This window comes from Bradyrhizobium sp. (genome assembly GCF_016213215.1).
Taxonomy (GTDB): domain Bacteria; phylum Pseudomonadota; class Alphaproteobacteria; order Rhizobiales; family Xanthobacteraceae; genus Bradyrhizobium.
The window spans coordinates 1-17,379 of sequence record NZ_JACRAW010000152.1 but is presented as its reverse complement, the minus strand read 5'-3'; the positions used below and the strand labels follow the sequence as shown (position 1 = coordinate 17,379).

The window sequence follows — 17,379 nt, the reverse complement described above, 5'->3', positions numbered from 1 at the left end:
ACGATGAATCCGACCTCGTCCAAACCGATGGCCGCCCTGTGGATGGCCGGCTGGCTTAGCCTGATGCTGATCATGCCCGTGGCGGGGCGGGAAGCCATGCGCGAGTTGAACGTCTTCCAGGTCATGGAAGTGCGTTCGATCTTGGGCCTGGTCCTGCTGTACCCGATGATCCGCCGTGCCGGCGGCCTGACGGCGATGAAGACCTCGCGGCTGCCGCAGCACGTCGCGCGCAATCTGATCCATTATATCGCCCAGCTCGGCTGGTTCCTGGCGCTGACGTTGATACCGATCGGCCAGGTGGTGGCGATCGAATTCACCATGCCGATCTGGACCGCGATTTTGGCGGTCAGCTTCCTTTCCGAGCGCATGACGTCGTGGAGGGTCGCCGCCGTCGTTCTCGGCCTCGTCGGTGTCGTCATCATCGTCCGGCCGGCGACCGGCGAAATCGACTGGGGCCAGTTGATCGCGCTCGGCGCGGCCATTGGCTTCGGCATTTCGATGGTGCTGATGAAAGCCTTGACGCGCACCGAGAGCGCCCTCCGCGTGCTGTTCTGGATGCTCGTGGTGCAGGCAACCGCAGGATTGCTGCCAACCCTGTACGTCTGGATCTGGCCCTCCGCCCATATCTGGGTCTGGGTCATCGTCATCGCGCTGTGCGGGACCTTTTCGCATTATTGCCTGGCCAGCGCGATGCGGTACGCCGATGCGACCGTGGTCGTGCCGATGGATTTCCTGAGAGTTCCACTGACCGCGACGGTCGGCTGGCTCGTCTATTCCGAGGGGCTCGACACGCTTACGGTACTCGGTGCGGCGCTGATCCTTTTCGGCAATCTTCTCAATCTGAAGCAGCCGAATCCCGTCCAGTTGCGCGCACGGTGAACCGTCAAGCGCCACAAAAGACCAATCAAGAAGGCCGACCGTGATCCAGATCACGCCCGCTGGGCGTCCCTGGATGCATGTTTGGCCGTCGAAGGCGGTAACCGGAGCCAGGATCTCGGCCGATTTTGCTAGCGCGAAAAGCGGCTTTTTCGTGTAAACTTGGAACCAGGTTTTGTTGCTGCCTTGAATTCGATTCTGCAGGGGATTTCCGATGCGCTACTTCACTATCATACTTTCCCTGATCTGCATGGCGTTGTCGGTCAGCGCTGCGAAAGCGGACCGGCGGGTTGCCTTCGTCGTCGGCAACGGCGCCTACAAGACCGTTCCGCAATTGCCGAACCCGCCAATTGACGCCAAGTCGATGGCATCGACGCTGCGCAATGTCGGTTTCGAGGTGATCGAAGGAACTAACCTCACCCGCGACAAAATGACGGAGAAGCTGCTCGACTTCGGCAAGAAGGCGCAGGGCGCCGACGTCGCGGTGTTCTATTATGCCGGTCACGGCATTGCCATCAGCGGTACCAACTACCTGCTGCCGGTTGATGCCGACATCAAGTCGGAAATGGACGTCAAGCTCGGCGCGGCGATCAATATCGACCTGACGCTCGACCAGACCATGGGTGACGCCAAGGTCAAGCTCGTGTTTCTCGATGCCTGCCGCGACAATCCGTTTGCGGCGAAGATCAAGTCGAACTCGGCGACGCGCAGCGTCAACGTGCAGACCGGACTTGCCGAAATGAAATCCGCAGAGGGCACGCTGATCGCCTTCGCGACCGGCCCGGGCCAGACCGCGCTCGACGGCCAGGAAGGGACCAACAGCCCCTTCACCCGCGCGCTGATCGCCCACATCACCCAGCCCGGCATCGAGATCCAGCAGGCGATGACCGCGGTGCGCGCCCAGGTCAATGAAGAGACCAGCAAGGGCCAGTTGCCCTGGGGCCATACCAACCTGATCGGCACCGTCTATCTCAATCCCGCGTCGACCGCGGTGGCGGCTCTCGGCAATGCGCCGGCCACGACGGCGGCACCCGCTGCCTCGCCTTCGGCAGGCTCGGATGTCGAGCTCGAGTTCTGGCGTTCCGCGAAAGAGTCCAACAAGGCGGAGGAGCTCAACGCCTACTTGACCGCCTACCCCAACGGTCAGTTCCGCTCGCTGGCGTTGGCGAGGATTGCGGCGCTGGACAAGAACGGCTCCAAGAACGGCACCGCGACGCGTACCCTGACGGCAGGTGTTGATCCCGCGACTTTCACGGACGACGCCACCCAGCTTACCGAAGACCAGATCGGCCTGGACAAGGGACAGCGCCGCGACGTGCAGCGCCGCCTCACCGGAATCGGCTTCGACACCAAGGTGACCGGCGTGTTCAATGACGAGACGCGCACCGTGATCAAACGCTGGCAGGCGGCCCGCGGATATCCGTCCAGCGGCTACCTGAACAAGTTCCAGCACAAGGCGCTGCTGTCGGAGATCGTAGCCACCACGACCACCAGCTCCGGCGACGAGAGCTCCGATCGACCGGCCCGTCGACGCGCTGCCACCGGTGGTGGCGCGGCGCCCGCGCCCGCCCCCGCCCCTGCTCATCGCGGTCCCGATCCTGGCGGCGCCGCCTTCATCGGCGGCGTGGTCGGCGGCATGATGGGCGGCATGATTCGTCGGTAACTCGATACAGCAATCTCGTCAGAAAAGCCCGGCTCACCACGCCGGGCTTTTTTGTCGGTCCCGTCCTGAGGCGCCCACCGGCCGCGGGCGTCTCAAAGAACGACCGCTGCAGCGACAGGCCTCATGGTTCGAGACGGCGCCAACGCGCCTTCTCACCATGAGGCAAGAGTGATTGCACAGCGAAAGCCCTACTTCCCCGCCGCCTTGCGCAGGACGAGGTTGATGCGCTCCTGCCAGCCGGGACCGCCTTCCTGGAAATATTCGAGCACGTCCTGGTCGATGCGCAACGTGACCTGCTCCTTGATCCCGGGAGCGGCGCTCTTCTTCAGCGGCGCCTCCGCAACCTTGGTGGTCACCTTCTTGAACGCCGCCTCCGCCTCGGTCCTGGCATCCGCAAGCGTTCTTGGCCGTCTGGGTTGATCCGCCATCTTCAGATTCCTTCGAACAATGCGGTCGAGAGATAGCGTTCTGAGAATGACGGCACAATCGCCAGGATGGTCTTGCCGGCGGCCTCCGGTCGCTTGCCGATCTGCAGCGCCGCGGCAATCGCTGCGCCGGAGGAGATCCCGCCCGCGATCCCCTCGTGACGCGCCATCGCCCGCGAAGTCTCGATGGCAGTCGGTCCGTTGACCTTCACGATCTCGTCAATCACGGACCGGTCGAGGATATCGGGAACGAAGCCGGCGCCAATGCCCTGGATCTTGTGCGGCGTATGCTGGCCGCCGGACAGAACCGGACTTTCCTCCGGCTCGACCGCCACTACCCGAAGCGACGGCTTTCGCAGTTTCAACACTTGGCCGACGCCGGTAATGGTCCCGCCGGTGCCGACGCCGGCAACGAAGTAATCGATGCCGCCGTCGGTATCGTTCCAGATCTCTTCCGCCGTGGTGCGGCGATGAACTTCCGGATTTGCGAGGTTCCTGAACTGTTGCGGCATGACCGCGTTCGGGGTCGTCCGCACCAGTTCCTCGGCAGTTGCGATCGCTCCCTTCATGCCCTGCGCCGCGGGCGTCAGCACCAGCTCCGCGCCGAGGAACGCGAGCATCTTGCGCCGCTCGATCGACATCGATTCCGGCATCACCAGTTTCAGCCGGTAGCCGCGCGAGGCCGCGACAAAAGCCAGCGCAATGCCCGTATTGCCGGAAGTCGGTTCGATCAGCACGGTGTCGGCGTTGATGACGCCTGCCTTCTCCATCGCGATCACCATCGCGGCACCGATGCGGTCCTTCACGCTCGCGGCCGGATTGAAATATTCTAGCTTGGCGAGAATGGTCGCATTCGCTCCGTGCATCTGCGGCAATCGGCGCAGCCGCACGATCGGCGTGTCGCCGATGGCGTCGACGATCGAGTCGTACACCCGCCCCCGCCCGGGCGCGTGCGCTGCACGCGAAATTGAAGGCACATCCATCATGAACTCCTTGTGAGGCAATATGCGTGTGAATCTCGGGCCTTGCGCAGTTAGCGGCAGCTTGCGACCGCGCGCAAGCGACAATGCGGCACAGCGGCAATTCATTGCGTCGCACAAATCCTGGCTACTTCAAATGACGTAAAGGAAACGCATTTGTGTCGCGACATCGTCAACCGATCGGCTTATGCTATCCTGGTTGGAAAGTAGGAGGCCACCAAGCAGGGAGGCCACGATGCCAGCAGTTGCTGAAATCCTGTCCGCCGCCGCGCTGCGGCCTGATCCGCGCGGAAAGGAATTGCCGACCTGTCCCGTTTGCGCGGATTCCATGGTCGCTGCAGAGGCCTCCGCCTATATTTCAGACAGTGTGATCAGCTATCTCTGGAGCTGCGATACGTGCGGCTACGGCTACGTCACCAGGCATTCGATCAAGCGTATGGGCAGCAACTGACCGGCTTCAGCGTGGGGCGATATCGCCCCTTGCCCATTGCGCGCGCGTGAGCTGGTAGAACTCTTCGAAGCTCCCCATCGCAACCGCCTCTCTGATGTCCTGCATCAGGCGCTGGTAGTAGGCGATGTTGATCTCGGACAGCAGCATCGCGCCCAGCGCCTCGCCGGATTTGACGAGGTGATGCAGATAGGCCCGTGAGGTGTTGCGCGTCGCCGGCCAACCGCTCTCTTCGTCGAGCGGACGCGGATCCTCGGCATGGCGGGCATTGCGCAGGTTGATCTGGCCCAAGCGTGTGAAAGCGACGCCGTGGCGGCCGTTGCGCGTCGGCATGACGCAATCGAACATGTCGATGCCTCGACTGACCGCTTCCAGCATGTCCTCCGGCGTGCCGACGCCCATGAGATAGTGCGGCCGGTCGGCGGGCAGGAGCGGGGCGACCTCCTCGATCATTGCCAGCATCACGGATTGCGGCTCGCCCACCGCAAGCCCGCCGACGGCATAGCCGTGGAAGGAAATGTCGACGAGCTCACGCGCACTCGCGTGCCTGAGCTCGGCGACATCGCCGCCCTGCACGATGCCGAACAGCATGTAGCCCGGCGGCGCCGTTTCGAAAGCGCGCCTTGATCGCTCGGCCCACCGCAGCGACAGCCGCATCGCACGTTCGATATCGGCGCGCTCGGCGGGCAGCCGCACGCATTCGTCCATTTGCATGACGATGTCGGAGCCGAGCAGCCGCTGCACCTCGATCGAGCGTTCCGGTGACAGCTCGACCCGGGCGCCATCGATGTGCGAGCGGAATGTCACCGCGTCCTCGGTGACCTTGCGCAGCGCCGACAGCGACATGACCTGGAAGCCGCCGGAGTCAGTCAGCATGGGTCCGTTCCAGCCGGTGAATTGCTGCAGGCCCCCGAGCGCGGCAATGCGCTCGGCACCGGGCCGCAGCATCAGGTGATAGGTGTTGCCGAGCACGATGTCGGCACCGGCATCGCGCACGTCGCGCCAATGCAGGCCCTTCATGGCGCCGGCGGTGCCGACCGGCATGAAGGCCGGCGTGCGCACCACGCCATGCGGGGTGATCAGTCGGCCGGTCCGTGCCGCACCGTCGGTGGCCAGCAGCTCGAAATGGTTGGGAAGGCTCATGGACACGGCTTATGGCGCGACTGCGGGACCGGATTCAACCTCGTTGGGCCCGATTTTCGCTCTGAAAGCCGTTGACGGGGGTCTTTCTCTCCCGCATAAGTTCCGCACCATGCTGACGACCACCAAACGCACGACGAAAACCACCAAACCCTCCGGGGCCTCGGGAGGCGTGCGCGCGTAGTCGAACAAAACGCATCATGTTGACCCGAAGCTCCGCCTGAAAAGGTCCGGGGCTTTTTTATTGCCTGCAGCATGATCCGGAAGAGCGGGCCCCGGTTTTCCGAGAAGATCATGCTCAAAGAAATGGAGACAAGAAGTGAGTAACGATCCCGTTGTCGCCATCGTCGGCGTAACCGGTGCCGTGGGTGCCGAATTCATCGCCACCATGGACAAGCGCGGCTTCCGCGTCGGCAAGCTCAAGGCCCTGGCGAGCGCGCGTTCGGCGGGCAAGACGGTCATCTTCCGCGGCAAGCCGGTCGTGATCGAGGAGCTCACCGAGCGCTCCTTCGAGGGCGTCGATATCGCGCTGTTCTCGGCCGGCGGCGGCGTTTCCCGGAAGTTCGCGCCGGTCGCGGTGAAGGCCGGCGCCGTCGTGGTCGACAATTCGTCGGCTTTCCGCATGGACCCGAACGTGCCGCTGGTGATCCCCGAGATCAACGCCCGCCGCATCCGCGACCATAAGGGCATCATCGCCAACCCGAACTGCGCCGCCATTACCGCGCTGGTGCCGCTGTGGCCGATCCACCGGAAGAACCGCATCAAGCGCGTGATCATCTCGACCTACCAGGCGGCCAGCGGCGCCGGCGCGGCGGCGATGGAAGAGCTGGTGGAATCGACCCGCGCCAGCCTCAACGGCCAAGTCTATACGCCGAAGGTGATGCCCCATCCCTACGCGTTCAACCTGTTCAGCCACAACACCGCCATCGATCCCGAGACCGGCTACAACGACGAGGAAACCAAGGTCATCAAGGAGACCCGCAAGATCTTCGAGGACGACCTGATCGCCGTCGGCGTCACCTGCGTGCGCGTGCCGGTGCTGCGAGCGCATTGCGAAGCCATCACCTTCGAATGTGAAAAGCCGATCAACGACGCCGAGGTGCGTGCGCTGCTGGCTGCTGCTCCCGGGGTGAAGATCGTCGACGACCGCGCGCGCAACTATTTCCCGATGCCGGTCGACGCCTCGGGCCAGGATGACGTGCTGGTCGGCCGGATCCGCAAGGACCTCAGCGATCCGTCCGGCCACTCGATTGCGATGTTCGTGGCCGCGGACCAGCTTCTCAAGGGTGCCGCGCTCAACGCCGTCCAGATCGCGGAGCTCCTGCCCGAGCGCGCCATGGCGTAGAGGGAGTTGTTAGGGTGGGCAACGGAGCGCTGCGTCGTGCCCACCGGCGCTCGTGATGAGGGGCAAGCTTCGCTTTGCCAGCCCTGCATCCTATGACCCTACGGGTCCGGGAAGGTATGCTCCGGCGCGCGAAACAACAGGCAGGCGTCGCCATACGAATAGAAGCGATAGCCTTGCGCGATCGCGTGGGCGTAGGCCTTCTTCATCGTCTCCAGGCCGCTGAACGCCGAAACCAGCATGAACAGGGTCGAGCGCGGCAAATGGAAGTTGGTGAGCAGGATATCGACCGCGCGGAAGCGGTAGCCCGGCGTGATGAAGATCGCGGTTTCGCCCTCGAAGGGCTCGATGGTGCCGTCTTCCACAGTTGCGCTCTCGATCAGCCTTAACGAGGTGGTGCCGACCGCAACGATGCGGCCGCCGTCGCGCCGTGCCGCATTGAGCGCCCGCGCCGTTTCGGCCGTGATCGAGCCCCACTCGGAATGCATCTTGTGGCCCGCCGTGTCCTCGGTCTTCACCGGCAGGAAGGTCCCTGCCCCGACATGCAGCGTGACCTGGTGCAAGCCGATGCCGCGCCCGCGCAACGCGCTCTCCAGCGCTGGCGTGAAGTGCAACCCCGCGGTAGGCGCCGCCACCGCGCCCTCGGCTTGCGCGAACATGGTCTGGTAGTCCGAAGCGTCGCGCTCGTCCGGGGTGCGCTTGGAGGCGATGTAGGGCGGCAGCGGCGGGCTGCCGAGATCGCCGATCGCCTGGTCGAGGGTGGGCCCGTGGAACGAAAAAGCGAGCGTCACCTCGCCCTCCTCGCCCTTGGCCTCGACCTCGGCATCCAGATGACCGAGCAGGCAGACCTTGCCCTCATTGCCGAAGCGGATGCGATCGCCGGCGACGAGCTTTTTCGCCGGCCTGACCAGCGCCTTCCAGCGCGAGCCGTCGAGGCGCCTGATCAGCGTCGCCTCGATCTTCGGTTCGGTCTCGCGCCCGATGCGGCGACCCTTGAGCTGGGCCGCGATCACCTTGGTGTCATTGACCACGAGCTGGTCGCCCGCCTCCAGCCAATGCGGCAGATCGGAGATGATGCGGTCGCGCAGGACGCCATCCGGCTGCACAATAAGCATCCGCGCCGAGTCCCGCGGGCTCGCCGGCCGTAGCGCGATGCTGCTTGCCGGAAGTTCGAAATCGAAGAGATCGGTGCGCATGCAATTACGCTCAAGTCTTCTTCAGGTCAGGCATCAATGCTAGACGACAGGAACAAAGTGGGCTGCAGCGCCGCCGCCTGCAAGCGAGACTTAAGTGCGTGACTAGCATGAAGGGACTGCAGGATCGATCGCTGGCAGCAGATATCGGATTGTTCCTGGTATTGACGCTACTGGTCACCGCTCTCTTTGGGGGCATCGCCAACGGTTCAATATCTCCTTCCCAATTGCTTGGAACTTTCTATCTCGCCCTCTTTATCCACATCGGCTTTTCGCTCTGTGACGGCAGCTTCAACGCACGTCGTACCGCGACCTGGCTTCTCTTGATAGCAGCCTGGCTCGGGGCAGAAATCGGTTCGTTTGTTGGTTTCGTGACTTACTGGGGACAGCTAAGCTTCTGGTTGATGGCCAAACTCGTGGGGATGTTTGGCGAGCGAGCGCTGGCAGAGCCGTTCACAGGAATCACCCAGCGGATCGGTGAGGCTGCTGCGTATTGGCCTATTTTAGGCCTGTTTCTGCTCGGTCTTGATCTTGCAGTGATGCATTGGGGCCGATGGCGCAAGACATCCCTGCTGCGAAAAGGCATTTTCTTTCTGTCGCTCGCCGCGGCAGCGTTCGGCCTTGTGCTGGCTGCAAGCTTCATCGAGCGGCCGGCGCCGGATCCCACCACCACTCCCCTCCACATAATTCCGAACTGGTACATGTTACCGCTGTACGCGTTGCTGCGCTCAGTGCCGAACAAGCTCGCCGGCCTGCTTCTCGCCTTCGCGGCGATGGCCGCGCCGGCGGTGTGGCCATGGATGCGCGCGGATGAATTGCGTATCGGCCTGCCGCGTGTCTGGCTCCTGCTCTGCTTGGCACAATCGGCGGTCTGGATCGCCCTTGGTTACCTTGGCAGCCGCATCATGGACTTCCAAACGATGCACGCCACTCAGGCACTGGCGGTCTTATACTTTGCCTTTTTCCTGATTTGGCCGCCGTTGCTTCGCAGGATGTTTCCGACTGCGCCAACGCGATGAAGCGCGAGCGCGCGCTGCTGCCTACGCGAAGTTGGCACTACGCATTCGTGCGCCCACTGCTTGCTCCTCACCCCTGAAAGCCGCGCCGATGCGGCGTCTCGAAGAGTGAGGGCTGGCTGCTGTCGGCATTCGGGACCTCATGGTTCGAGACGCCTGCTTCGCAGGCTCCTCACCATGACGAAGCAGAATCACTCCCCATCGATCGCCATGCGCGCCTTGACGATCTTGTCGGGGTTCTGCACTGGCTCGCCGCGCTTGATCTTGTCGATGTTCTCCATGCCTTCCGCGACCTTGCCCCACACCGTGTACTGGTTGTCGAGGAAACGCGCATCGTCGAAGCAGATGAAGAACTGGCTGTCCGCCGAGTCCGGGTTCGCGGCGCGGGCCATGGAAGCGGTGCCGCGCACATGCGGCTCCTTGTTGAACTCGGCCTTGAGCTTCTTGCCGGAACCGCCGGTGCCGGTGCCCTGGGGACAGCCGGTCTGCGCCATGAAGCCTTCGATCACCCGGTGGAAGACGATGCCGTCGTAGAAGCCCTCGCGTACCAGCTCCTTGATCCGCGCGACATGGTTAGGCGCGAGATCCGGCCGCATCTCGATGGTGACGGGTCCCTGCGTGGTCTCGAGGATCAATGTGTTTTCGGTGACGGTCATGCTCTTCCCTCTATGGCTGGGGGTGAAGGTTTCGGCTTGCGGAACTGGACCGCGAAGGGCCGGCCGGCAGCAGCGCCGGCCATCGTCTCGGTAAATGGCATCGGCGTGCAGCGTTGCAACGCCTCCATGACCGCGATTCGGTACAGCAGTCGGTCGTTGTCGGTGGCCTCAGCGGATTCATAGGTGACCCTCGGATGGCCGAGGATTTCTCCGGCGCGGTTGAAGCTGACGATAACGGTGATGTCGATAGGATTGGCCCGCGACGGCGGCATCCAGCAGCTTCGCAGCCGCGCGAAGACCTCGCGGATGGTGTTGACCTGCTCAGGGCTGACCTGCGCGCCGGCGCTGGAAAGGCTCAGCAGGAGCGCCGTGGCAGCCAGCACAATCCTGTTGCCGCGGCAGGCCATCGCGCCTCACTTGATGTCGGAGGCGACCTGCACCTTCACCATCTTGTCGGGATCGATGACAGTGCCGCCGGCCGATCCGGGCGGCGCCTTCTTCAGCTTGTCGACGACGTCCATGCCCTGCGCGACCTCGCCGATCACGGTGTACTTGCCATCGAGCGCTCCGCCGTCCGCGAACATGATGAAGAACTGCGAATTGGCTGAATCCACGCTGTCGCCGCGCCGCGCCATGCCGACGATGCCGCGGGCGAAGTGAACGTTGGAAAACTCCTGCTTCAGGTTCGGATATTTCGAGCCCCCGGTACCGTCGAAGTTCTTGCCATCGCCGGTCTGCGCCATGAAGCCGTCCATCACGCGGTGGAACGGCACGTTGTTGTAGAAGCCGTCGCGCGCGAGCTGCTTGAGTCGCTCGGCATGCTGCGGCGCGATGTCAGGCCTGAGCTTGACGACGATGCGGCCCTTGGTGGTGTCGATGACAATGGCGTTGGCCTTGTCGAGGCCGGCTGGCAGCGGTTGCGCGATGGCCGGCGCCGCACAGACGAGCGCGGCCAGCAGTGCGAGAATTCGGATCATGAAAACTCCGGGTCAGGTAGCGAGATAGAAAGCGGCGGCCCCCTAGCCGGCGAACTTCGCCTTGAGGCCGGCGGCCACGAGCGGCGGCACGAAGGCCGAGACGTCGCCGCCCATTCCGGCGATCTGACGCACCAGTGTGGCGGTGATCGGGCGGACGGCGGGGGAAGCCGGAACAAAGACCGTATGCACCTCGGGCGCCATGGACTCGTTCATGCCGGCAAGCTGCATCTCGTAGTCGAGGTCGGTGCCGTCGCGCAGGCCCCGGATCATGATTGTGGCGCCGTGCTTTTGCGCCGCGGTCACCGTGAGATCGTCAAATGTGGTGGCATCGAATGCGCAGCCTGCCTTGGCCGCGATCGGCCCAAACACGTCCTGCACCATTTTCAGCCGTTCTTCGGCGGAAAACAGCGGCTTCTTGCCGGGATGGACGCCGATGGCGACAATCAGGCGGTCACAAAGAATAACGGCGTGCCGGACGACGTCCAGGTGGCCGTTGGTGACGGGGTCGAACGACCCTGGATAGAGCGCGATACGGGGCATGATCCCTCCTACCGCGCCAAGTCCGGCCCGGCAAGCCAGCCCGGTTCCCGACCGCCGGGTCCATATGGCGGAACGGCAGAAGTGTTTCGTCCGCGGCGCGGCACGAAACAAAACGGACCGGGAACGAAACCACTTTCCGTTTCTGCGAAGACGTCCCGAAACCGGCCTTGATTACCACTTGTCCCAACGAAACGGCGGGCAGCAAAGGCCCGAAAGTCGACAGGGGACCGTCATGATCAAGGCTCTTTCAGCGATTGCGATCGCTGCGTGCGTTGCAGCGGCGCTGACCGTTCTGCCCGGCTTTGCCCCCAAGGTGGAAGCCAGCGTGCCGCGGGCCCTCGCCAAGGCCGACCGGCTCGATATCCGCTCCGTAGGCAAGGACTGCTCGCAACAGGCCTGGCCAAATTTCGAATCGTCCTGCCTGCGTCGCGCCGGCACCAAAGCCGTCGTCCGCGAGGCGCGGCTCGTTACCGCCGACCGCACGCCGTAGCTGGATCGCGAATGCCGACTTAGCGAGGGACGCCCCTACTCGCCATTTGCGTTCCCATTCCCATTCCCGTTCCCGTTTTCGCCCTCTTCAGGGATGCGCTCGACCGACACGACGTGCTCGTCCTCGGCGGTGTCGAAGACGATGACGCCTTGCGTCGAGCGGCCGGCGATGCGGATATCCTCGACCGGGCAGCGGATCAGCTGTCCCCTGTCGGTCACCAGCATGATCTGGTCGGAATCCTCGACCGGGAACGAAGCGATCAGCTTGCCATTGCGCTCGTTGACGGACATCGCGACGATGCCTTTGCCGCCGCGCCCGGTCGTGCGGTACTCGAAAGAGGAGCTGCGCTTGCCGAATCCGTTCTCGCTGACGGTGAGCACGAACTGCTCAGCCGCCGACATCTCGACATAACGCTGCTCGCCGAGCTCGATGGTGCCGGACGCGTCCTCGGTATCGGTCTGCGCCTCCTCCTCGGCCCCGCCCCGCCGCACGGCGCTGGCGCGGCGCAGATAGGCGGCGCGCTCCTCGGCGGTCGCCTCCATATGGCGCAGGATGGTCAGCGAGATCAGCTTGTCGCCCCCGGCAACCGCAATGCCGCGCACGCCCATCGAGGTGCGGCCCGTAAACACGCGCACGTCCGTGACGGGGAAGCGGATGCACTGGCCGCCGGCCGCTGTCAGCAAGACGTCGTCGTGCTCGGTGCAGATCTGCACGTCGACGATGGACTCGGTGTCGTCGAGCTTCATGGCAATCATGCCGGAGCGGCGGACATCGACGAAGTCGGACAGCTTGTTGCGACGAACATTGCCGCCCGTCGTGGCGAACATCACGTCGAGCTGACCCCAGGTCGATTCATCCTCCGGCAGCGGCATGATGGTGGTGATGCGCTCGCCCTGCTCCAGGGGCAGGATGTTGATCAGCGCCTTGCCGCGGGCGTTGGGCGCGGCCATCGGCAAGCGCCAGACCTTTTCCTTGTAGACCTGGCCACGCGAGGAGAAGAACAGGACGGGCGTGTGGGTGGAGGCCACGAACAGCCGGCTGACGAAATCCTCTTCGCGGGTCTGCATCCCCGCGCGTCCCTTGCCGCCGCGCCGCTGGGCGCGATAGGCCGACAGCGGCACGCGCTTGGCGTAGCCGGCATGCGAGACGGTGACGACCATGTCCTCGCGCTGGATCAGGTCCTCGTCCTCGACCTCGCCCTCCTGCTCGATGATCACGGTCCTGCGCGGGGTTGCGAATTCCTCCTTCACCTCGGCAAGCTCGCTCTTGACGATCGCCTGCACGCGGGCGCGCGAACGCAGGATGTCGAGGTAATCGCTGATTTCCGCGGCGAGCTTTTCGAGATCTTCGCGAATTTCGTCGCGTCCGAGTGCGGTGAGGCGCTGCAGACGCAAATCGAGAATGGCCCTGGCCTGCTCCAACGAGAGCCTGATGGTGCCATCCGGGTTGATGCGGTGGCGCGGATCGTCGATCAGCGTGATCATGGCCTCGACGTCCTTCGCCGGCCAGTCGCGCGACATCAGCATCTCGCGTGCATCCGCCGGAGTCGGCGAAGAGCGAATCACGCGAATGATCTCGTCGATATTGGCGACGGCGATGGCGAGACCGACCTTCTCATGCGCGGTGTCGCGCGCCTTCTTGAGCAGGAACCTGGTGCGGCGGGTGACGACCTGCTCGCGGAAGGTAACGAAGATCGTCAGCAGGTCCTTCAGGTTCATCGTCTGCGGCCGGCCGCTGTCGAGCGCGACCATGTTGACGCCGAAGGTCGACTGCAGTGCCGTGAACCTGTAGAGCTGGTTCAGCACCACGTCCGGCATGGCGTCGCGCTTGAGCTCGACCACCACGCGATAGCCCTGGCGGTCGGATTCGTCGCGCAGGTCGGCGATGCCCTCGATCTTCTTGTCGCGAATGAGCTCGCCGATGCGCTCGACCATCGTGGCCTTGTTCACCTGATACGGGATCTCGGTGATGATAATCGCCTCGCGTTCCTTGCGGATGGTGTCGATCGTAACCTTTCCCCGCATCACGATCGAGCCGCGGCCGAGGTGATAGGCGCTGCGGATGCCCTGGCGGCCGAGGATGATGCCGCCGGTCGGAAAATCCGGTCCCGGAATGATGCTGATCAGCTCCTCAATGGAAAGCGCCGGGTTGTCGATCAGCGCGACGCAGGCATCGATCACCTCACCGAGATTGTGGGGCGGGATGTTGGTCGCCATTCCGACCGCGATGCCGCCGGCGCCGTTGACCAGGAGGTTGGGGAACCGCGCCGGGAGAACGACGGGCTCCTTGAACGCGCCGTCGTAGTTGTCCTGGAAGTCGACCGTTTCCTTGTCGACATCGTCGAGCAACGTTAGCGCGATCTTGGTGAGGCGTGCTTCGGTGTATCGGTAGGCCGCAGGCGGATCGCCGTCGACGGAGCCGAAATTGCCCTGACCATCGATCAGCGGGGCGCGCATGGAGAAATCCTGCGCCATGCGGACCATCGCGTCGTAAATCGACTGGTCTCCGTGCGGATGATACTTACCGATCACGTCACCGACGACGCGCGCGGATTTCACATGCTTCTTGTCGGGCGTGTTGCCGTTCTCGCTCATCGAGAACAGGATGCGGCGGTGGACCGGCTTGAGGCCGTCACGCGCATCCGGCAGCGCACGCGCCACGATCACGCTCATGGCGTAATCGAGGTAGGAGCGCTTCATCTCTTCGAGGATGGAGACGGGGCGAATATCGGAGGGCTCCGACGGCTCGCCGGGCTTTTTCTCTTCTTCGTCAGCCAAGGGGGAATCCGGTGAAGTTTTGTCCGGGAATCATATAGCGCATCGGAGCCTCTGCCGCCACCTTTTCGGCCCCTTTGGCAGCGCTTTTTATCCTTGTTTTTTCAAATACTTAAACCGTTTTGCGAAGAGACCGCCGAGCGTCGGAAAATCGCCTGCCGCAAGGCTTTGCCAAAGAACGTGAGGAGCCCCGGCCCAAAAGCTCACGACTGAGGTCAAACACGCCGGGAAATCCCCAGCGAGTTGCGCTGACTGGTAGCGGATGCGGCCGCTTCGCCTGGAAAGGAAGAGGCGAGTGACAGGTTTATCCGCCTCGGAGCTTCCTCAGAACGGGATGTCGTCGTCCATGTCGCTGTTGCGCGAGCCACCGGCGACGGCCGGCCGGCGCGGCGCGCTGACCGGTCCGCTCGAGCCGAAATCGCTGCCCGCGTCATCGCCGAAGCTGCTGCCGCCGCCGCCACGGCCGTCGAGCATGGTGAGATTCGAGTTGAAGCCCTGCAGCACCACCTCGGTGGTGTACTTCTCCTGCCCGCTCTGGTCGGTCCACTTGCGGGTCTGAAGCTGGCCCTCGACGTAAACCTTCGCGCCCTTCTTCAGGTACTGCTCGGCCACCTTGGCCAGCCCCTCGTTGAAGATCACGACGCGATGCCACTCGGTCCGCTCCTTGCGCTCTCCGGTGGCCTTGTCGCGCCAGGTCTCGGACGTAGCCACGCTCAGATTCGCGATCGGGCGGCCGTCCTGGGTGCGCCGGATCTCCGGATCCTTGCCGAGGTTTCCAACCAGAATCACCTTGTTGATGCTGCCAGCCATCGCCGCTCTCCACTCCTGAACTTTGGCGCCTTAACGAAAGGCAAGGTCGAAACGCCTCGCTTCCGCGCCAGACCTGTCGTTTGCTGCCGCGGACCCTATACGCTTGCTCAACGCTTGCTCACGCCTGCGAGCCTGATTAGCCGCGGTTATCCACATATAGCACCGGCGCCACCAATGTTCCAGGTTTGTTCCGGGCAAAAGCCAGCGAAACATGCCGCCGCGGGACGCCACCTTGTCCACATTGTGGCGAACTGTAAAAGTTTCCGCTGCAGAGCAAAAAGACTTAAGTTTCACTAACTTAGGTTAGAGGTACTTCGCCAGCGAGTGTTGCATTTGGGAGACGGACTTTATCACCAATGCGAGTTATAGTTCCGCTTGAAACTGGATCGCAGGGCGATCGCGACTGAGTTCAACGCCGCTTCGGGGATCACGTGAAGCGGAATTAGGCCACAGAAAAAGCCGGAGGGTTGAAATGAAGAAATTTATCATCGGTGCAGTGGGCGCGATCGCGCTGGGCCTGTCGGCTCCGGCAAGCGCTGCGGATATGGCGGCGCGTCCCATCACCAAGGCTCCGCCCCCGGCAATCGCGGCCGTGTATGACTGGAGCGGCTTCTATATCGGCCTGAACGGGGGTTGGGCTCGGAGTGAGAGGTGCTGGGACTTCGTCAATCCGCTGACCGGTCTCCTGGTCGCCGAGGGTTGCAACGATGCAGACGGCGGCACCGTCGGCGGTCAGCTCGGCTACCGCTGGCAGTCAGCCAACTGGGTGTTCGGCTTCGAAGGCCAGGGCAACTGGGCTGACATCTCCGGTGATCGCATCAGCCTGCTTTTCCCGGCTGATCGCCTTCACGCTCGTGTCGATGCCTTTGGCCTGATCACCGGTCAGATCGGCTACGCCTGGAACAACGTCCTGCTCTATGTGAAGGGCGGTGCGGCTGTGGTCGGGAACCGGTTGGAAATTTCGGACGTGGCGACCGGTCTGGTGTTGGCCACCCGTGACGAAACGCGTTGGGGTGCGACCGTCGGCGCTGGCATCGAAGTCGGCTTCTCTCCCAACTGGTCGGTTGGCTTCGAATACAATCACATTTTCCTCGATGATCGCGACGTCAACTTTACCACTCCGGCCGGCGTCTTTATCGGTACCAACCGCGTCAGTCAGGACGTCGACATGGCCCTCATCCGCGTGAACTATCGCTGGGGTGGCCCGGTCATCGCGAAGTACTGATCTTCGCCTGACCACCAGAAATTCGAAGAAAGGCCGGCCTCGCGCCGGCCTTTTTGTTTGGTGCACCCGGGGCCATCGTCCAAACGTCGGGCGTAACCAAGAGTTAACCAGCCCCCATTCGTAGCCCGCGATTTGGAGGAAACTGTTGCCGCTGGGACACGCAACTTAAACAGGAGTTTAAGCTGTACGGGCTAGTTTCTGCGCTATCGGGCCAAGCGCCCGCTTCCTTCCTGCGTACGGAAGCGAACAGAGTTCAAGGGACAGGGGAATTGAACATGAAGAAGTTTTTGCTGGCCTCGGCCAGTTTGTTTGCGTTGGGCGCTTTTGCTCCTGCCACCGCCGCGGATCTGGGTCGGCCCTACATGAAGGCTCCCCCGCCGGTAATGGCTGCGATCTATGACTGGAGCGGTTTCTACATTGGTCTCAACGGCGGTGGCGGCTCGGCGCACAAGTGCTGGGATTTCGTGACCGCGGGCGGGGTCTTTGTCGCTCCCGAGGGCTGCCACAATGCAACCGGCGGCACGATCGGTGGTCAGTTCGGCTATCGCTGGCAGGCCGCCAACTGGGTGTTCGGCCTCGAGGGCCAGGGCAACTGGGCTGACTTCTCGGGCGACAACATCAGCGCGTTCAGCGGTCTTCGCAACCGATCGCGCCTCGATGCCTTCGGCCTGTTCACCGGCCATGTCGGCTACGCCTTCAACAACGTCCTGCTCTATGTGAAGGGCGGCGGCGCCGTGGTCAGCGACGAGTACGACGTCTTCAATCCGCCGGCGGCAGGCGGTGCCCTGCTCGGCTCGGCCAGCGAAACCCGCTGGGGTGCCACG

18 protein-coding genes are annotated in these 17,379 nt (G+C 63.4%); 8 read left to right on the top strand and 10 right to left on the bottom strand.

Annotation, left to right across the window (positions count from 1 at the left end; all coding sequences use genetic code 11):
• Nucleotides 1–3: 3 nt before the first annotated feature.
• Together HY852_RS24690 and HY852_RS24685 are read left to right on the top strand one after the other, a co-directional pair.
• The gene (locus tag HY852_RS24690; protein WP_291607523.1) at nucleotides 4–879 is read left to right on the top strand and encodes a DMT family transporter; all 876 of its coding nucleotides are present in this window, start codon (nucleotides 4–6) and stop codon (nucleotides 877–879) included.
• 211 nt (nucleotides 880–1,090) lie between these two features.
• Nucleotides 1,091–2,539 (top strand): caspase family protein, encoded by a 1,449-nt coding sequence (locus tag HY852_RS24685; RefSeq protein ID WP_291607522.1) that lies wholly within the window; start codon nucleotides 1,091–1,093, stop codon nucleotides 2,537–2,539.
• Nucleotides 2,540–2,727: 188 nt separating this feature from the next.
• Here HY852_RS24685 and HY852_RS24680 read toward each other — a convergent pair whose 3' ends face one another.
• Both HY852_RS24680 and cysK read right to left on the bottom strand, forming a co-directional pair.
• Nucleotides 2,728–2,967 (bottom strand): BrnA antitoxin family protein, encoded by a 240-nt coding sequence (locus tag HY852_RS24680; RefSeq protein ID WP_291607521.1) that lies wholly within the window; start codon nucleotides 2,965–2,967, stop codon nucleotides 2,728–2,730.
• Nucleotides 2,968–2,969: 2 nt separating this feature from the next.
• Nucleotides 2,970–3,947 (bottom strand): cysteine synthase A, encoded by a 978-nt coding sequence (gene cysK, locus HY852_RS24675; protein WP_291607520.1) that lies wholly within the window; start codon nucleotides 3,945–3,947, stop codon nucleotides 2,970–2,972.
• Nucleotides 3,948–4,179: 232 nt separating this feature from the next.
• On the opposite strand from cysK, the gene HY852_RS24670 reads away from it, so the two are divergent.
• Complete coding sequence (locus tag HY852_RS24670) at nucleotides 4,180–4,395, top strand: hypothetical protein (RefSeq protein ID WP_291607519.1); 216 nt, start codon at nucleotides 4,180–4,182, stop codon at nucleotides 4,393–4,395.
• A 6-nt stretch (nucleotides 4,396–4,401) separates the two neighbouring features.
• Here HY852_RS24670 and tgt read toward each other — a convergent pair whose 3' ends face one another.
• Nucleotides 4,402–5,535, bottom strand: coding sequence for a tRNA guanosine(34) transglycosylase Tgt (gene tgt / locus HY852_RS24665; RefSeq protein ID WP_291607518.1), 1,134 nt, complete (start codon nucleotides 5,533–5,535; stop codon nucleotides 4,402–4,404).
• Nucleotides 5,536–5,851: 316 nt separating this feature from the next.
• Between tgt and HY852_RS24660 the strand changes: the two genes are divergently transcribed.
• Nucleotides 5,852–6,877, top strand: coding sequence for an aspartate-semialdehyde dehydrogenase (locus HY852_RS24660; protein WP_291607517.1), 1,026 nt, complete (start codon nucleotides 5,852–5,854; stop codon nucleotides 6,875–6,877).
• Nucleotides 6,878–6,975: 98 nt separating this feature from the next.
• Here the strand turns inward: HY852_RS24660 and queA are convergent, their stop codons facing one another.
• Nucleotides 6,976–8,070: a tRNA preQ1(34) S-adenosylmethionine ribosyltransferase-isomerase QueA gene (queA, locus tag HY852_RS24655; protein ID WP_291607516.1), complete on the bottom strand. Its 1,095-nt coding sequence runs from the start codon at nucleotides 8,068–8,070 to the stop codon at nucleotides 6,976–6,978.
• 107 nt (nucleotides 8,071–8,177) lie between these two features.
• Here queA and HY852_RS24650 point away from each other — a divergent pair, with 107 nt between their 5' ends.
• Complete coding sequence (locus tag HY852_RS24650) at nucleotides 8,178–9,086, top strand: hypothetical protein (protein WP_291607515.1); 909 nt, start codon at nucleotides 8,178–8,180, stop codon at nucleotides 9,084–9,086.
• Between the two features lie 188 nt (nucleotides 9,087–9,274).
• Here HY852_RS24650 and HY852_RS24645 read toward each other — a convergent pair whose 3' ends face one another.
• The 4 genes from HY852_RS24645 to coaD are packed head-to-tail and all read right to left on the bottom strand — an operon-like array spanning nucleotide 9,275 to nucleotide 11,256.
• Complete coding sequence (locus HY852_RS24645) at nucleotides 9,275–9,739, bottom strand: peptidylprolyl isomerase (RefSeq protein ID WP_291607514.1); 465 nt, start codon at nucleotides 9,737–9,739, stop codon at nucleotides 9,275–9,277.
• Nucleotides 9,736–10,146, bottom strand: a complete 411-nt coding sequence (locus HY852_RS24640) for a hypothetical protein (RefSeq protein ID WP_291607513.1) — start codon at nucleotides 10,144–10,146, stop codon at nucleotides 9,736–9,738. Before HY852_RS24640 ends, HY852_RS24645 begins: the two co-directional genes overlap by 4 nt.
• A 6-nt stretch (nucleotides 10,147–10,152) precedes the next feature.
• Nucleotides 10,153–10,716 carry a peptidylprolyl isomerase gene (locus HY852_RS24635; protein WP_291607512.1) on the bottom strand — a complete coding sequence of 188 codons (564 nt, stop codon included), beginning with the start codon at nucleotides 10,714–10,716 and terminating at the stop codon, nucleotides 10,153–10,155.
• 42 nt (nucleotides 10,717–10,758) lie between these two features.
• A complete protein-coding gene (gene coaD, locus HY852_RS24630; protein WP_291607511.1) occupies nucleotides 10,759–11,256 on the bottom strand; it encodes a pantetheine-phosphate adenylyltransferase in 498 nt (165 codons plus the stop codon).
• A 232-nt stretch (nucleotides 11,257–11,488) separates the two neighbouring features.
• On the opposite strand from coaD, the gene HY852_RS24625 reads away from it, so the two are divergent.
• Nucleotides 11,489–11,746 carry a hypothetical protein gene (locus HY852_RS24625; protein WP_291607510.1) on the top strand — a complete coding sequence of 86 codons (258 nt, stop codon included), beginning with the start codon at nucleotides 11,489–11,491 and terminating at the stop codon, nucleotides 11,744–11,746.
• A gap of 35 nt (nucleotides 11,747–11,781) precedes the next feature.
• Here the strand turns inward: HY852_RS24625 and gyrA are convergent, their stop codons facing one another.
• A complete protein-coding gene (gyrA, locus tag HY852_RS24620) occupies nucleotides 11,782–14,523 on the bottom strand; it encodes a DNA gyrase subunit A (RefSeq protein ID WP_291607509.1) in 2,742 nt (913 codons plus the stop codon).
• Nucleotides 14,524–14,844: 321 nt separating this feature from the next.
• Nucleotides 14,845–15,330 carry a single-stranded DNA-binding protein gene (locus HY852_RS24615; protein WP_291607508.1) on the bottom strand — a complete coding sequence of 162 codons (486 nt, stop codon included), beginning with the start codon at nucleotides 15,328–15,330 and terminating at the stop codon, nucleotides 14,845–14,847.
• A 472-nt stretch (nucleotides 15,331–15,802) separates the two neighbouring features.
• On the opposite strand from HY852_RS24615, the gene HY852_RS24610 reads away from it, so the two are divergent.
• Both HY852_RS24610 and HY852_RS24605 read left to right on the top strand, forming a co-directional pair.
• Entirely contained in the window at nucleotides 15,803–16,555 is a 753-nt protein-coding gene (locus HY852_RS24610; protein WP_291607507.1) for a porin family protein, read from the top strand.
• 275 nt (nucleotides 16,556–16,830) lie between these two features.
• A partial coding sequence (locus HY852_RS24605; RefSeq protein ID WP_291607506.1) for a hypothetical protein occupies nucleotides 16,831–17,379 on the top strand: 549 nt, incomplete at its 3' end.

What these genes read in the sequence shown, in the direction of transcription:
- HY852_RS24690 (WP_291607523.1), top strand. Translation starts at nt 4, where the DNA reads ATGAATCCGACCTCGTCCAAACCGATGGCCGCCCTGTGGATGGCCGGC.
- HY852_RS24685 (WP_291607522.1), top strand. Translation starts at nt 1,091, where the DNA reads ATGCGCTACTTCACTATCATACTTTCCCTGATCTGCATGGCGTTGTCG.
- HY852_RS24680 (WP_291607521.1), bottom strand. Translation starts at nt 2,967, where the DNA reads ATGGCGGATCAACCCAGACGGCCAAGAACGCTTGCGGATGCCAGGACC.
- cysK (WP_291607520.1), bottom strand. Translation starts at nt 3,947, where the DNA reads ATGGATGTGCCTTCAATTTCGCGTGCAGCGCACGCGCCCGGGCGGGGG.
- HY852_RS24670 (WP_291607519.1), top strand. Translation starts at nt 4,180, where the DNA reads ATGCCAGCAGTTGCTGAAATCCTGTCCGCCGCCGCGCTGCGGCCTGAT.
- tgt (WP_291607518.1), bottom strand. Translation starts at nt 5,535, where the DNA reads ATGAGCCTTCCCAACCATTTCGAGCTGCTGGCCACCGACGGTGCGGCA.
- queA (WP_291607516.1), bottom strand. Translation starts at nt 8,070, where the DNA reads ATGCGCACCGATCTCTTCGATTTCGAACTTCCGGCAAGCAGCATCGCG.
- HY852_RS24650 (WP_291607515.1), top strand. Translation starts at nt 8,178, where the DNA reads ATGAAGGGACTGCAGGATCGATCGCTGGCAGCAGATATCGGATTGTTC.
- HY852_RS24645 (WP_291607514.1), bottom strand. Translation starts at nt 9,739, where the DNA reads ATGACCGTCACCGAAAACACATTGATCCTCGAGACCACGCAGGGACCC.
- HY852_RS24640 (WP_291607513.1), bottom strand. Translation starts at nt 10,146, where the DNA reads ATGGCCTGCCGCGGCAACAGGATTGTGCTGGCTGCCACGGCGCTCCTG.
- HY852_RS24635 (WP_291607512.1), bottom strand. Translation starts at nt 10,716, where the DNA reads ATGATCCGAATTCTCGCACTGCTGGCCGCGCTCGTCTGTGCGGCGCCG.
- coaD (WP_291607511.1), bottom strand. Translation starts at nt 11,256, where the DNA reads ATGCCCCGTATCGCGCTCTATCCAGGGTCGTTCGACCCCGTCACCAAC.
- HY852_RS24625 (WP_291607510.1), top strand. Translation starts at nt 11,489, where the DNA reads ATGATCAAGGCTCTTTCAGCGATTGCGATCGCTGCGTGCGTTGCAGCG.
- HY852_RS24615 (WP_291607508.1), bottom strand. Translation starts at nt 15,330, where the DNA reads ATGGCTGGCAGCATCAACAAGGTGATTCTGGTTGGAAACCTCGGCAAG.
- HY852_RS24610 (WP_291607507.1), top strand. Translation starts at nt 15,803, where the DNA reads ATGAAGAAATTTATCATCGGTGCAGTGGGCGCGATCGCGCTGGGCCTG.